The sequence below is a fragment of the Hyalangium sp. genome, from assembly GCF_035629615.1.
GTDB lineage: Bacteria > Myxococcota > Myxococcia > Myxococcales > Myxococcaceae > Hyalangium.
This window is the reverse complement of record NZ_DASPHO010000769.1, coordinates 1-13,202: the sequence shown is the minus strand read 5'-3', so window position 1 is coordinate 13,202 and position 13,202 is coordinate 1. Positions and strand designations below refer to the sequence as shown.

The 13,202-nt window shown below is 68.7% G+C and carries 13 protein-coding genes and 1 pseudogene; 6 read left to right on the top strand and 8 right to left on the bottom strand.

The window, feature by feature from the left end:
• The 8 genes and pseudogenes from VD972_RS38475 to VD972_RS38440 form a co-directional block, all read right to left on the bottom strand.
• Positions 1-429, bottom strand: a pseudogene (locus VD972_RS38475) (hypothetical protein); the annotation flags it as partial.
• Positions 430-433: 4 nt separating this feature from the next.
• On the bottom strand, positions 434-2,203 hold the full coding sequence (locus tag VD972_RS38470; protein WP_324993811.1) for a HEAT repeat domain-containing protein: 1,770 nt from the start codon (positions 2,201-2,203) through the stop codon (positions 434-436).
• A gap of 154 nt (positions 2,204-2,357) precedes the next feature.
• Positions 2,358-3,248, bottom strand: coding sequence for an RNA polymerase factor sigma-32 (locus VD972_RS38465; RefSeq protein ID WP_324993810.1), 891 nt, complete (start codon positions 3,246-3,248; stop codon positions 2,358-2,360).
• A gap of 294 nt (positions 3,249-3,542) precedes the next feature.
• Positions 3,543-5,570, bottom strand: a complete 2,028-nt coding sequence (locus VD972_RS38460; protein WP_324993809.1) for a DUF3488 and transglutaminase-like domain-containing protein — start codon at positions 5,568-5,570, stop codon at positions 3,543-3,545.
• Positions 5,567-6,541, bottom strand: a complete 975-nt coding sequence (locus VD972_RS38455; protein ID WP_324993808.1) for a DUF58 domain-containing protein — start codon at positions 6,539-6,541, stop codon at positions 5,567-5,569. Before VD972_RS38455 ends, VD972_RS38460 begins: the two co-directional genes overlap by 4 nt.
• A complete protein-coding gene (locus tag VD972_RS38450; RefSeq protein ID WP_324993807.1) occupies positions 6,538-7,518 on the bottom strand; it encodes an AAA family ATPase in 981 nt (326 codons plus the stop codon). The genes VD972_RS38455 and VD972_RS38450 overlap by 4 nt, the downstream gene beginning before the upstream one ends.
• A gap of 65 nt (positions 7,519-7,583) precedes the next feature.
• On the bottom strand, positions 7,584-7,904 hold the full coding sequence (locus VD972_RS38445; protein WP_324993806.1) for an STAS domain-containing protein: 321 nt from the start codon (positions 7,902-7,904) through the stop codon (positions 7,584-7,586).
• Between the two features lie 232 nt (positions 7,905-8,136).
• Positions 8,137-8,877: a lytic transglycosylase domain-containing protein gene (locus VD972_RS38440; protein ID WP_324993805.1), complete on the bottom strand. Its 741-nt coding sequence runs from the start codon at positions 8,875-8,877 to the stop codon at positions 8,137-8,139.
• A gap of 304 nt (positions 8,878-9,181) precedes the next feature.
• On the opposite strand from VD972_RS38440, the gene VD972_RS38435 reads away from it, so the two are divergent.
• From VD972_RS38435 to rplC, 6 genes are all read left to right on the top strand, one after another.
• Positions 9,182-9,337, top strand: coding sequence for a lmo0937 family membrane protein (locus VD972_RS38435; protein WP_324993804.1), 156 nt, complete (start codon positions 9,182-9,184; stop codon positions 9,335-9,337).
• A complete protein-coding gene (locus tag VD972_RS38430; RefSeq protein WP_324993803.1) occupies positions 9,334-9,891 on the top strand; it encodes a hypothetical protein in 558 nt (185 codons plus the stop codon). Before VD972_RS38435 ends, VD972_RS38430 begins: the two co-directional genes overlap by 4 nt.
• Before the next feature lie 36 nt (positions 9,892-9,927).
• Positions 9,928-10,995 carry a HupE/UreJ family protein gene (locus VD972_RS38425; protein WP_324993802.1) on the top strand — a complete coding sequence of 356 codons (1,068 nt, stop codon included), beginning with the start codon at positions 9,928-9,930 and terminating at the stop codon, positions 10,993-10,995.
• 85 nt (positions 10,996-11,080) lie between these two features.
• Positions 11,081-11,530, top strand: coding sequence for a hypothetical protein (locus VD972_RS38420; RefSeq protein WP_324993801.1), 450 nt, complete (start codon positions 11,081-11,083; stop codon positions 11,528-11,530).
• A 71-nt stretch (positions 11,531-11,601) separates the two neighbouring features.
• A complete protein-coding gene (locus VD972_RS38415) occupies positions 11,602-12,375 on the top strand; it encodes a hypothetical protein (RefSeq protein WP_324993800.1) in 774 nt (257 codons plus the stop codon).
• A 164-nt stretch (positions 12,376-12,539) separates the two neighbouring features.
• Positions 12,540-13,178 carry a 50S ribosomal protein L3 gene (gene rplC / locus VD972_RS38410; RefSeq protein ID WP_349256561.1) on the top strand — a complete coding sequence of 213 codons (639 nt, stop codon included), beginning with the start codon at positions 12,540-12,542 and terminating at the stop codon, positions 13,176-13,178.
• Positions 13,179-13,202 lie beyond the last annotated feature (24 nt).

Sequence of the window (13,202 nt, the reverse complement as noted above, 5' to 3'; positions counted from 1 at the left end):
GCCCGCCTCCTCCGTCTGCTCCTTGCTGAAGATCCACACGAAGTTCTTCAGCTCCGGCAGGGTGATGGGCTTGCTCACCGAGAAGCCGCCCACGTCCTTGGCCCGCATCTCCGACAGCAGATAGCGCTGGTTCTCGATCGCGTTCAGGTCCACCTTCACCAGCATGCTGTTCAGGTAGAAGGAGTCCTTGACGCCCACCAGATCCACCTTCCCCTCCTTGGAGACGATCTGGTTGATGATGTCCTGGAGCTGGGTCAGCGGCTTCTGGAAGACGGCGTTGTCCGGGTCATACATCTTCACGGACCGCACCAGCATGTAGAGCCCCGACACCAGTCCGCGCGCCAGCGTCTGCAGCTTGTCCGAGTGCGCACGGCCATACTCGCCGGTGCTCTCGCCCTGGGCCTGGGTGATCTTCAGGTTCTCGGCCATGGCCTCATGCCTCCTCTGAGAGCGGCGCGTCCCCGAACAGCGCCTTCCGCGTCTGGTACATCGCCTTGCGCGCCGCGGTGAGCACCTCCACCGGCTGCGACTTGTCCTCCACCACGCCCTGCAGCACTTTGTAGGAGTGGATGTTGCACGCGCCCGCCAGCCCCTGGACGGCGAGCAGCTTGTCGTCCAGCACCTTCTTCCTGTTCAGCAGCGAGGGCTTCACCGCCAGCATCTGCGACAGCAGCGTGAAGGCGTTGGGCACTCCCGTGGAGCCCAGCGCCGCGTAGAAGGCGGTGCGCTCGTCCGGCGTCCGCTTCTCGAAGTTGGAGTCCCTCACCACCCGCAGCAGATCCACGTACGCGCGCTCCTGGTCGAACTCCGGCAGCAGCTTGGCCGCCTGCATCCGCACCTGGGAGACGGGATCCTGGAGCATGTCCGCGATCAGCCTGCGCCCCTCGGCGGAGTGGCCCGCGGTGATGATGTTCATCACCTCCAGCTTCACCACCAGGTTCTTCCCCTTGAGCACCTGGCCAAACATCTTGATCCGCTCCGGGTGCTGGCACTTCTCCAGGATGTAGACCATGTCCCGGATGCTCTGCGGCCGGTCCGCCTGCAGCCGCAGCAGGAAGGGATCCGGGCGCTCCTTGGCGAAGCTCGCCAGCACGTCGCACAGGAGGATCCGGTTCTCCGGCACTTCGATCGTCTCCAGCACCGTGAGCAGCGGAATGACGGCGTGCTCGTCCAGCACCTGCAGGTAGCGGGTGATGTCCACCGGGTTCTTCGGCCGGGTGTGCTTGAGCGACTCGCCCAGCCGGCCCAGGCGCTGCTCGTCCGCCATCTTCTGGATGAAGTACGTCAACAGCCGCTGGAGCTGGCCGTTGTCGAAGTCCTCGCGCTGAGAGAGGGCGCGCAGCTTGAGCACCATCTGGTTGATGGTGCCGTAGTCATCCTGGATGAGCATGGCGTCCAGCAGCTGGACGAAGATCTCCTCCAGCAGCGACACGTCATCCACGCCGCCTTCCACTACCTGGAAGATGGCGCTCACCAGCTTGGGGAAGAGGCGCGAGCTCTCCTCCTCCTCGATCTCCTTCTGCAGCCGGGCCTTCAGCGCGTCCGTGGCGTACGTGCCCTGCACCACCACGCCGCGGATCTGCTCCACGCCCTCCAGCTGCGCGTCCAGATCCTCCGCGGACACGCGCGCGAAGCGCAGGTAGTCCTCCGAGTTCGTCTGCAGGCGGGCGTAGAGGTAGCTCACCACCTTGTCCACCTCCACCGAGACCTCCTCCTCGGAGGCCCCCTCCATGGTGAAGCCCTCCACCACCACGTACTCGACGTGCTCCATCTGCGCCTTCCACAGCTGGGCGAGCACATCATCCGCGCCACGCTCCGGCTCCGAGAGCGCGATCATGGTGAAGGTGACCATCTCCGGCGGCAGGATCCCCGGACGGAAGATCAGCTGGCGGATGCCATCCCGGAAGAACTTGTAGGGCAGCGGCGTGGCCTCGGCGAACAGCGACTCGCCGTGCAGCACGAAGTTCTGCTGCTCCACCTTCAACGACAGCGGACCGTGCTTCTCCGTGTACTCGTTGAGGGCGCTCAGCGCTGGGTTCAGGAACTCGGGGAACTTCGCCTCGTTGTGGCGGTACATCCCAATCTGCTTGATGCCCTTGAGCAGCTGGAAGGTGAAGTTTCGCGCCAGGTCCACCTTCTCGCGTACCACTGGATCCGTGGAAGGCTCCGCGGGTGTCTCGTTGGTTGTCTGGGGCGAGGCCATGCGTTCTGGGGGGCTGTACGGGCAGAGAGGTGAGGGGGATCCCGAGTGTACTCTCTCAGAGGCAGGCGAGCCAGGAGGGCAGGAGCCCGCAAACGGCAGCGCCCCCGCCAGCGAGGGCAGGGGCGCCAGAGAGGGCCAGGGCTGCGCCGAGCGGCTACTGGGCCACCATGGTGGCGTCCGGGTCCACCTCGGCCATCAGCGCGGCCAGCTCCGACTTGAGCTTGTCCTTGGCGCGGATCTCCAGCTGGCGGGCGCGCTCGCGCGAGAAGCCGAAGTGCTCGCCCAGCTCCTTGAGCGTCATCGGCCGCTCGTTCATCACCCGCTGCTCGATGATGAAGCGCTCGCGCGGATCCAGCCGCATCAGCGCCGTGCGGACGCGGGCGTTGATCAACCCCGCCTCCTCCTTGTCCGCGAACTCGTCGTCCTGCGGCGCGCTGGCGCTCACCACGAAGTCCACGTGGCTGTTGCCGCCGTCCTCGCCCATGGGCGCGTCCAGGGACAGATCGCGGCCACCCATGCGCTGCTCCATCTCGCGCACCTCGCCCGGCTTCACGTGCAGCTTGCGGGCGATGTCATCCACGTTCACCACCTCGCCATCCGCGGTGCCGAACTTCTCCAGCTCGCGGCGCGTCCGGGCCAGGCTGAAGAACAGCTTGCGCTGGGCCTGCGTCGTGCCGAGCTTCACCAGTGACCAGGACTTGAGGATGTAGTTCTGGATGTAGGCGCGAATCCACCACACCGCATAGGAGATCAGCCGGATGCCCTTGTCCGGATCGAACTTCTGCACCGCCTTCATCAGGCCGATGTTGCCCTCCTGGATGAGGTCGCTCATCTTGATACCGTAGGAGCGGTACTCGTAGGCCACCTTCACCACGAAGCGCAGGTTGCTGGTGACGAGCCGGTGGCCCGAGGCCAGGTCACCCTTGATGAACTTCCGAGCCAGCGCCTGCTCCTCCTCCACGGTGAGCAGGGAGTAGTGGTTGATCTCCGAGAGGTACATCGCCAGAGATCCGGAGTTGGACGACTGCTCGTGGGTGTTCTGCATGGTTGAGTTCTCCCGACGGGGGGCCTCGCTAGGCCCGTAGAGTGGGTGGGGACGCTTGACGACCGCACGCTCCATGCCAGGAGCAACCGCAGTGCCAGCCCCGTTGACAGAAAAATCCCTGGGACTTCGAGGGTTTGACGCGAATCCCCCCGCCATGGGGGGGATCCAGGGGTGAAAGCGTTACAGACCGTTGCTGGAAACCTCTGCTCCTTCCTTCCCAACCCCTAACGGGGTGGAGTCGGTGTCGTCTGGAGGGCAGTCAGGCCCGATCCCTCGGCGAGAGAGCGGAGGGGCTCAGGAGGCCTGGCGACGGGGCCCGGCTTCCGAGGAGGCAGCGCGGCGAGCCTCCAGGTAGCGGCGCAGGGGCTCGAGCAGGCGCTCTGCCTCTCCGGGTGCGAGCGGGCGCTGGCCGAAGCGAGCCTCCAGGTAGCGCCGGGTGAGGGGCGCCAGTGGCTCTGCCAGGGAGTGCTGCTCGCGGACGAGGCGCGCGGTGAGCTCCTCCAGCGTCTCGCCCTCGCGCGGGCGCAGGCCTGCCTCCCGCAGCAGGCGCTCCACGGTGTCCACGAAGTGGGTGGCCGCGTGAAGGCGGGGCGTGGAGACTCGCGCGGAGAGGATGCGCCAGGTGCCGTAGGTGAGCAGGGCCACCAGCAGCGCCAGGCCCCAGGTGCGCGCCGGGGGCAGGCGGGCCGACGAGCGGCTGGGATCGCGCGGCGGGCGGATGAGGCTCTGGGCCGCTTCCAGCTGATCCCGGAGCGAGTAGTCGATGACGGCGGTGCGCCAGCGCCCCTCGATGGCCTCGTACAGCCCGGTGAGGAACTGGAGCGCGGCAATGGACTGGCTGGCCCGGTTGCCGGGGGGCGTCGCATCCACGGTGACGAAGCCGCGCTCAGGCACCAGCACGTGCGTCCAGGCGTGGGCATCCCCCGCGCGGAGGATGTAGTCCTCGTTGGAGCGCTCGCCGCCGAAGAAGCCCGAGGACAGCCGCGCGGAGAAGCCCTGGGTGCGCAGCATGATCGTGAGCGCGGTGGCGAAGTGCTCGCAGTGGCCGGCCTTGCGCTCGAAGAGGAAGTCCGCGAGCGGATCCTCCACGTCGCCGCCCAGCTCCAGCGTGTACGCGTACTCGCGCTGCAGCCAGGCGGACAGCTTGTACGCGGCGGCCAGCGGCTCACCCTCCCCGCCGAGCACCCGGCGGGCCAGCTCCGCCACGCGTGGATCTAGCCGGTCCGGCAGCGCCAGGAGCTGGCCGTGCTCGGCCTCGGTGAGCTGGGTGGAGGCCTTCTCTTCCGGAGGCAGGCTGGTGGCCTCGTAGGAGTAGGCGATGCCGCCCTCCATGAAGCGCACCTCGCCACCGCCGATCTCCAGCAGGGTGGCGGGGAGGGTGCGGCTGGCCTGGTGAGCCCGCGCGTTGCCCAGGCGCGTGGGGGTCTCGAGCGCCACCAGCGTGCGAGCGCCGTACGCGGGCAGCAGCTCGATCCGCTGGTGGACGGAGCGCTCACCGCCGGGCCGCAGCGTCACCCGCACGTGCGGACGCTTGGGCTTGCCGACGCTCGTCCACTCCTGCCCGTCGAAGGTGTCGTAGGTGCGGGCCACCCAGTACGCGCCGAGCTGCTCCATGCCGGGGTCGGGTGTGAGGTGGGCGCGCAGCACCACGCGGGGGTTGCTCTTGAGGGTCCCCGCGCCGCCCAGGCGCACCGTGTCCGCCAGGCCCGTGGTGGCGCCCAGGCCGGGGCCGGTCCGTCTCCCCGCCATGCTCCAGTTGAGGCGGGGAAACAGGATGAAGAAGGCGGCCGCGCCCACCACCGCGAAGAGCAGGCCCACGGAGAGCGGGCGCACCACTGCGCGAACGGGCAGGGGCTCACCCTCGGGGACAGCGGCCTCCACCACGGCCAGTCCCATGGAGAGGCTGGAGAAGATGCCGAAGGCCACCAGGAACACGGCGAACGTCAGCTCACCGGAGAGCGCCGCGCCGCCGGCCACCATGAGCAGCCCGGTCAGCTGCACCTGCCCATCCGTGCGCACGTCCGGCGTGGACAGCATCCGGTGGGCGGTGATCAGACCCGCGAAGGAGCATGCGGCCACCACGAGATCGAGCTGCCCCACATACACGGAGAGGCCCAGCACGCCGGCCACCCCCAGCAGCAGCACCGAGGTGGCCTTCACGCGCTTCGCGAACAGGCGCCGGCCGGCCAAGGCGCACACCAGCGCCACGGCGAAGAGGCCGACCGTCCACACGGGCAGCTGCCAGGACACGGCCATGGAGCCGAACGCCGCCCCGGCGCCCAGATCGCGCAGCCGCAGCCGCAGCTGGGAGGGAGCGCTCATGCCGCCGCCTCCTCCTCCGGCTCACGCAGCTCCTCGAACCCCACCCAGGCCAGGGCGCGGAGGATTCGCCGCTCCTGGACACTGCCCGCCGCGGGGCGCAGGCGCTCGCCCGACGTCTCCAGGCCCACCTCGTTGCCTGCCTCGAGCAGCTCGTGGCTGAGGGCCGCTACCTCCTCGCAGCGCCGCTCCAGCGCGTCGCCCGTGAGGCTGGGCTCCACGGTGAGGACATAGGTGCGGCGCTCCTCGCGCTCGCGCTCCACCTTGATCAGCTTCCCCATGGCGGCGCTCTTGCGCCAGTGCACGCGGCGGGCGTCCTCGGTGGGGCCGAGCTCGCGCAGGCCGGCGATGTCGCCGGTGCCATCGTTGCGGCGAGGGGTGCTCGCGTCCCCGAAGGAGCCCTGCAGCGCCTGCCCTGGCAGCTGGCACGCGTAGCCGCGCCGCGGGTACACCAGCAAGGTGCCGTCCAGATCGAAGACGCGCGTCTTGGCGAAGAGGCCCAGCGGCCAGGTGGTGGTGATCCGCACGCCGCTCAGCAGCAGGGGCCCCCGGTGGGGAGCGGTGAGATCCGCGCGGACGACATGCTCCACCCCCGTGCGGAGGTAGCCCACGCATCCCTCTCCCATGAGCGGGGAGTCCAGCTCGGAGAGCGTGAGGGCGAAGGCGTTGCCCTGGCGGCGGGTGATGGCCCAGCGGAACGCGAACGGCTCGCCGGCGAAGGCCGTCTCCGTCCCCAGGCGGCGGATGCTCAGGTGGCGCAGGCAGCGCTCGGAGAGCACGCCGGACACCACCACCATGGCCAGAAGCAGGCCCAGCATCAGGTAGAGCAGGTTGTTGCCCGTGTTCAGCGCGCCCAGGCCCACGCCGAACGTCACCACGAGGTAGGTGCGCCCCATGCGCGTCACCTTCAGGGTGCGCGGGGGGCGCAGCAGGACGCGCAGCCGCGCCCAGAGAGCCTGCAGCCCGGCCTTCACCGCGGCGCCGCCACCTTCCGGGAGATCTCCTCGACCAGGTGAGAGGCCTCCTCGCGGGCCGCCGCGCCCTGCACGTTGCTGCGCAGCAGGAGCCGGTGCGCCAGGCACGGCACCAGCACCGCCCGAGCGTCCCCGGGCGTCACGAAGTCACGCCCCTCCCACAGGGCGTGAGCCCGGGCCGCCGAGCCTACCGCCAGCACCGCGCGCGTGGAGGCGCCACGCTCGATGTCTCCGTGCTCCCGCGTCGCCTTCGCCAGCCGCACGATGTACTCCGCCACGGCCTCGTCCATGCGCAGCTCCGAGGCGACCGCGCGCAGGCCCAGCAGCTCCTCGGGCCCCGTCACCGGCTCCAGCGCCTCCACCGGCGGCGTCCGCCCGCGCGTGATGAGCAGGCGCGCCTCCACCTCGGGCGCCGGGTGCCCCAGCGACAGCCGCATGAGGAAGCGATCCAGCTGAGAGTCCGGCAGCGGGTAGGTGCCGGTGAGATCCAGCGGGTTCTGCGTGGCCACCACCGTGAAGGGCGAGGGCAGCGGATAGGTGTTCCCATCCAGCGACACCTGGCCCTGGGCCATGCCCTCGAGCAGCGCGGACTGGGTGCGCGGCGGGGCGCGGTTGAGCTCGTCGGCCAGCACGAGCTGCCGGAAGATCGGGCCCTGGCGGAAGGTGAACGTGGCGCTGGCCGCGTGGAACACCTGTGCCCCGAGGATGTCCGCGGGCATCAGATCGGCGGTGAACTGGATGCGCGAGAAGCTCAGCCCGCAGGAGCGCGCCAGCGCCTCGGCCAGTGTCGTCTTGCCGACACCCGGCACGTCCTCCAGGAGCAGGTGGCCCCCGGCGATCATGCTGGTGACGGTGAGGCGGGCTTGAGCCTCCTTGCCTTGCACCACGCTCGAGAGGTGAGCGGCGATCCGCTCCATGACCGGGCGCGCGGAGGCGGCAGTGGGTGCAGAGACGAGGGCGCGGGCAGGTTGGTTCATCTGCCGCGCAGTCTACCCGAGGCCTTCCCTGGGAGGGACTTGCTCGCCTCCCAGGCGAGCGAACTTCAGGCGAGGATCTCTTCGGGGGTGTAGTACGCGAGAGGCGCCGTACCCGTGCTCACCCCGAAATAACGGAACATCCGCTCATGGTGCACGGCCAGCCCGCGGAACTGCACCTTGTGGGCCGCGGGGAGCCCCTTCGTCAGCACCCCTACCGCCGTGTCCTTGAACTCGCTCAGGTGGGCGAAGTCCAGCACCACCTCGCGCGAACCCAGGGCCTCCAGCGAGTGACGCAGCTGCGCCGCCGTGCGCCAGTCCAGCGTCCCCTCGAGCCGAAGGGTGATGCGCCCCGCGAGCTCCTCCTGGTGGATCTGCAGCCCCGCCATGATCGTGTTCTCCCTGAAGTCAGTGTCGCTCCCCGAGCCGTCTCAGGACGGCACGGACAGCGTGTCCGAAGCATTTTTCGGGCCAACCCGCGTTCCAAAAACCCTTGGAAAATCCGAGGGGTGGCCCAGCACGGCGGGAAGAATTCGCGCAGAACGGCAGATTTTGCAGCCCCCCTCCTGAAAAAAGTGCCCTGACTGTCCTGCAGCGTGCGGAAGGGGTGTTGCGCAGCTGTCAGCTCTTGCTGCCTTCCGTCTGCTGCTGAGCACGCAGGGTGAGCTGGCGCTCCTGCTGAGCCTTCAGCTTGCGGAACTCCTTCACCACCTTGGCGGGGTAGCCGGCCATGAACTTCTTCCGGGACTCGCGCTTGGCGAGGATCTTCTTGGCCAGGCCCGGCCCCGCGTTGTAGGCGACCAGCGCGTGATCGACCGAGCCGAAGCGCTCGATGAGGTTGGCCAGGTACCAGGTGCCCAGCTCGATGTTGGTCTCCGCATCGAAGAGGTTGGTGGAGCGCCCCAGCCGGAAGCCGGCCTTGTCCGCCAGGTACGAGCCGGTGTCCGGCATCACCTGCATGAGCCCCATGGCGCCCACGTGGGACACCGCGTAGTTGTTGAACGAGCTCTCGCAGCGGATGAGCGCGATCACCAGCATCGGGTCCACGTTGTTGCGATGGGCCTCGCGGACGATCGCGACCGCGACGCGCCGCTGCTGCCGGACGGGCAGCCCCGAGGCCTTCACCGCGTCCGCCACGCCCAGCCGCACCGCCTCCTGGTAGTGCGCCTCGTCCTCGTAGTCCTGCAGGCGCGCCTGAGCCTCCTGGAGCGCCGCCTCCTGCTCGGCCAGCTTCAGGCGCAGCTCCGCCACCTCAGGCGTCTCCACCACCGAACCGTCCGGAAGCTGCACCGGGAAGCCGGGGACTGCCACCGCCCCTGCCAGCATCGCCGCCGCCGCCACCGCCACCATCCCACGCCTCATGTCCTACCTCCCCCACGCACCGATCAGCGTCCTGCCCCTGCCACACCTGCGGCTCTGTGAAGCACCCGGCGTGCCATCCGTGGGGCGCGGTGCCTATGTCATTAAGATCCTGGGGAAGTGAGGCAGGGGGTGGGGCGACGGTGGGGCAGGGCAGGGCGGTAGAAATGCCCGGGTGTGGAAGTGCTTTACCCTCCGCGAGGCTGTCGAAAGCACTGGCACGGCGCTCGCGAGGACTTGCCGCGGCCTGAGGGGCTCCCTAGCTTGGCCCGCATCCTACGGGTGTTGTGGCCAGGAGGGCGGCGGCGTGTTCTGGACGATGAGCATCATCCTCTTCGTGTTGTGGGCGCTGGGAATGATCAGCGGCTCTACCGAGGGTTACTGGGTTCACCTGCTGCTGGTCTTCGCGATGGTGACGCTGATCCTCGCGGTGGCCCAGCGTGGGCGGCGGTTGGTGGCATGAGCGGGCCGCTGGGGCTGGAGATCGCGCTGCCTCGGGATGCCGCCGGCTTCGTGCGCCGGCAGTGCCCGAGCTGCCAGCGCATCTTCAAGACGCGCCCAAGCCGCTTTGATGCGCGGATCCTCCAGCGCCGGCTGTTGGTGCTGTTCCCCTTCGAGAATCCGCACGAGGCCTATGAGCCTGTGCCCACGTGGACCTGCTTCTACTGCGGGCACCGGGCCGAGGCGGACGAGTTCCTGGTCCGCGATCACGTGGCGTACCTGGAGTCACTCGCGCGGGCCCTGGCCAACCATGTCCGCTACGAGCAGCTGGCCCACGTGTCGCGCACGCTGGCGCAGAACCCGCGGCCGACTTTTGTAGCGGTGGCGCCAGAGGCCTTGCCGGACACGATGCCGGACGAGCCGGAGGATCTGCGCCCCATCCACCTGGTGTGCTGCGCGGACGAGGTGAAGGCGCTGTGGGACTGGGACGGCCCGTTCTACTGCCCCCGCTGCGGCGCGCACCACGGGGGCCTGAGCGGCCGGCAGCAGGTCCAGCTGGAGTTCATCCAGGAGTAGACGCCGCCCTCGCGCTCGGAGCAGGCTGTCCGGCACATGCGGATGGCACGACTCGCGGCGCCGCTTGCCCTGCTGCTGGGGGCGGGAGTGGCCCGCGCGCACGACGCGGACATCATCTATACGCAGGTCCGGCGCACCCAGGCCGGGGGCCCCGAGGTGCGGGTGCGGCTGACGCTGACGGCGAGCACGCTGAGCCTGCTGCTGCCCGCGGACGCGGATGGGGATGGGGCCGTCTCTCAGGCGGATCTGGACGCACGCCGCTCCGCGCTGGAGGTGGGGCTCTGGGAGGCGCTGCCGCTCACCGCCGGTGGGGTGCCCTGCACGCGCGAGGAGGACGCCGCCCGGGTGAGCGAGACCTACGTGGAGCTGACCGCGATGTTCAGCTGCCCTCCCGGTCCGCTGAAGCAGACGTACACGGTGCTCTCCCTCCTGCCGGACAACTACCGGGTGGTGCTGGGCGCGTATGGCGGCGAGGGCGGCCAGCTCTTCGCGGACTCTCGCCGGCAGAGCCTGGAGATTCCCGAGCGGGGCCCCGCCTCCTCGAGCACCTTCGCCCCAGGCCTCGGCGGCTGGATCCAGCTCGGGATGAAGCACATCTTCGAGGGGCTGGATCACCTGGCGTTCCTGCTCGGGCTGCTGCTGGTGGGGGGCAACCTCAGGCGGGTGTTGGGGATGGTGACGGCCTTCACCGTGGCGCACTCGCTCACGCTGGGAGCCACGGCGCTGGGCTTCATCCTGCTGGATGAGGAGCGCACGCGCTGGGTGGAGGCGGCCATCGCCCTCTCCATCATCTATGTGGCGGCGGAGAACCTGCTGCTGCGCGAGCACCACTACCGGGCCCTGCTCACCTTCCTCTTCGGGCTGGTGCATGGCTTCGGCTTCGCCAGCGTGCTGAGCGCCTACGGACTGGGGGAGCAGGTGGCGTCCGGCCTGCTCGGCTTCAACCTGGGAGTGGAGCTGGGGCAGGCCCTCATCGTCATCGCCTTGCTCCCCCTCATGCGGCTGATCCAGCGCCGGCCCAAGGTCCACCTGTGGACGGTCCGGGCGCTCTCGAGCGTCATCCTCTGCGCCGGCACGTGGTGGTTCGTTGAGCGCCTCGGTTGAATCCCCGCGATCCCGTCCCTAACTTGCCGCGGAAGGTCGAATGGTAGGGAGAAGGGGGACGCAGATGGGAGCGAGGCATACTCGCTTGGCGGCCGCGCTGGCGGCTGCATGGGAGGCCGAAGTCGTCTCGGCGAGGCGCATGACAGCGCTGGCCGAGCGCGTCGGAGATCCGCGAGCGCGAGCGCGCCTGATGGTACTGGCGGCGTTCTGCCGGGCCCACGCTTCCCGGCTGCTGGCCCGTCTGGCTGCGCTCGGACGCGGGCCGCTGCCCGTGCCTCCCGAAGAGGTGGACGTGGGCTCGGATCTGGCCCTGGAGCTGCGCAGGGAAGGAGTGTTCGCCCGGACCGCTGCCACCCGCTACGAGTCCACCGCGGAGATGGCGCGCCAGCACGCGGATCTGTCCTCTGCCTGGGTGTGCGAGCTCAATCGCACTGAGGAGCAGGATCGGTCCCGGGAGCTGCTCACCCTGGCCGAGGGTGTGTTTCCGGCCATGGCGCTTGAGGACTCCGCCGCCGCCGCGCCCGCCGACTCCTAAGCTGATTCCTGGAGCCTCTGTGGCGCGCCGCTGCTGACAGGCCGTAGGCCTTGGGCGTAAGAATGCGCCTCATGGCGAAGGCAGAGAGCTACAACGATCTCATCTTCCAGCTCGGCGACCTGGCGCGGGACCGGCTGCCCGGCAAGCCGAGCTGCCCGCGCACCATGGACCGCGTCTTCCGCGCCGAGGAGGCGCTGGTGGCGCGGCGGGACGAGCTGGCGGGGCTCGAGCAGGAGATGAATGAGGAGGACGCGGCCTGGCAGGAGTTCCTCTTCCAGCAGGAGAAGGAGAAGGCCAACCTCACGATCACGATCAAGAAGTTCAAGAAGGCCGTGGACGCCATCGAGGGCAAGGTGAAGGAGATGCGCAAGTCGCTCTCCTCCAAGCGCGCCGAGCTGCGCTACGGCCTGGATGGTCTGAAGAAGCTCGAGGCGAAGATCCACGACATGGAGATGACGCGCAAGGATCCCATGGAGGTCGCCACCGCGCGCGAGAACCTGAAGAAGAACCGGCTCAAGATGATGCGGCTGCAGCGCGACATCGAGCAGGTGCAGGATGATCTGGCACAGGCCCTCACCCCGCTGCCCGGCCAGCCCGGCGCGCCTGGCATCCTGGCGCACAAGCGCATGCTGGAGATCCTGGACGAGTGGGAGGAGCGCAAGGGCACCTTCGACGAGCGGATGGCGGAGATCGACGGGGCCATCAGCCAGAAGGAGCAGGAAATCCAGGCTGCGGAAGACTACCTGGACCAGGCGTTGTTCCTGCTCGGCGAGGATGTCTACAAGCAGCGCATCTCGGATGCGCAGCTCGCGCCGTTCTACCCGAGACTCGATCGCGCCCAGTGAGGGGACGATCCGCTATCGGTGCTTGACGCGAGGGGCGTGTCTGCTAGATTGCGCCGCTTCCTGCCGCCCGGAAGGGCTAGGCAGCGGATTTCATTGAGTTTTTCTGCGCCACGCGCGCTCGCAGTGAGGATGACGTGAAGGGTCTCATTGGCAAAAAGATTGGTATGACCCAGGTGTTCAACGACGAGGGCAACCTCGTCCCGGTCACCGTGATCGACGTGAACACGTGCCAGGTGGTGGGCAAGCGGACACCCGAGAAGGATCAGTACTCGGCGGTGACGCTGGGGTACGGGGAGATCCGCGAGAAGTCGCTGACCCAGGCGCAGAAGGGGTTCTTCAAGAAGAACAACACTGCGCTGCGCCGTCACCTGAAGGAGTTTCGGGTGACGCCGGAGGACGCCGCGAAGTTCAACGTGGGCGAGCCGGTGAAGGCGGACCTGTTCACCAAGGGGCAGCTGGTGGACGTCACGGGCATCACGAAGGGCCGTGGCTTCCAGGGCGTCATGCGCCGGTGGAGCTTCAAGGGCTCGCAGACGAAGACGCACGGTACGCACGAGTATCAGCGTCACCCGGGCGCCATCGGTCAGCGTAAGACGCCTGGCCGTACGTACCCGAACAAGAAGATGCCCGGTCACTACGGCGTGGAGCAGGTGACCACGCAGAACCTGACGATCGTGGACGTGGACGTGGAGAAGGGGCTGCTGCTGGTGAAGGGCGCTGTCCCCGGCCACAACGACGCCATCGTCTACGTGAAGCCGGCCATCAAGCTCGCCATGCGCGAGCAGCACAAGGCCGCCCGCTAGCCTCTCGCTGCGGAGCACGGTACC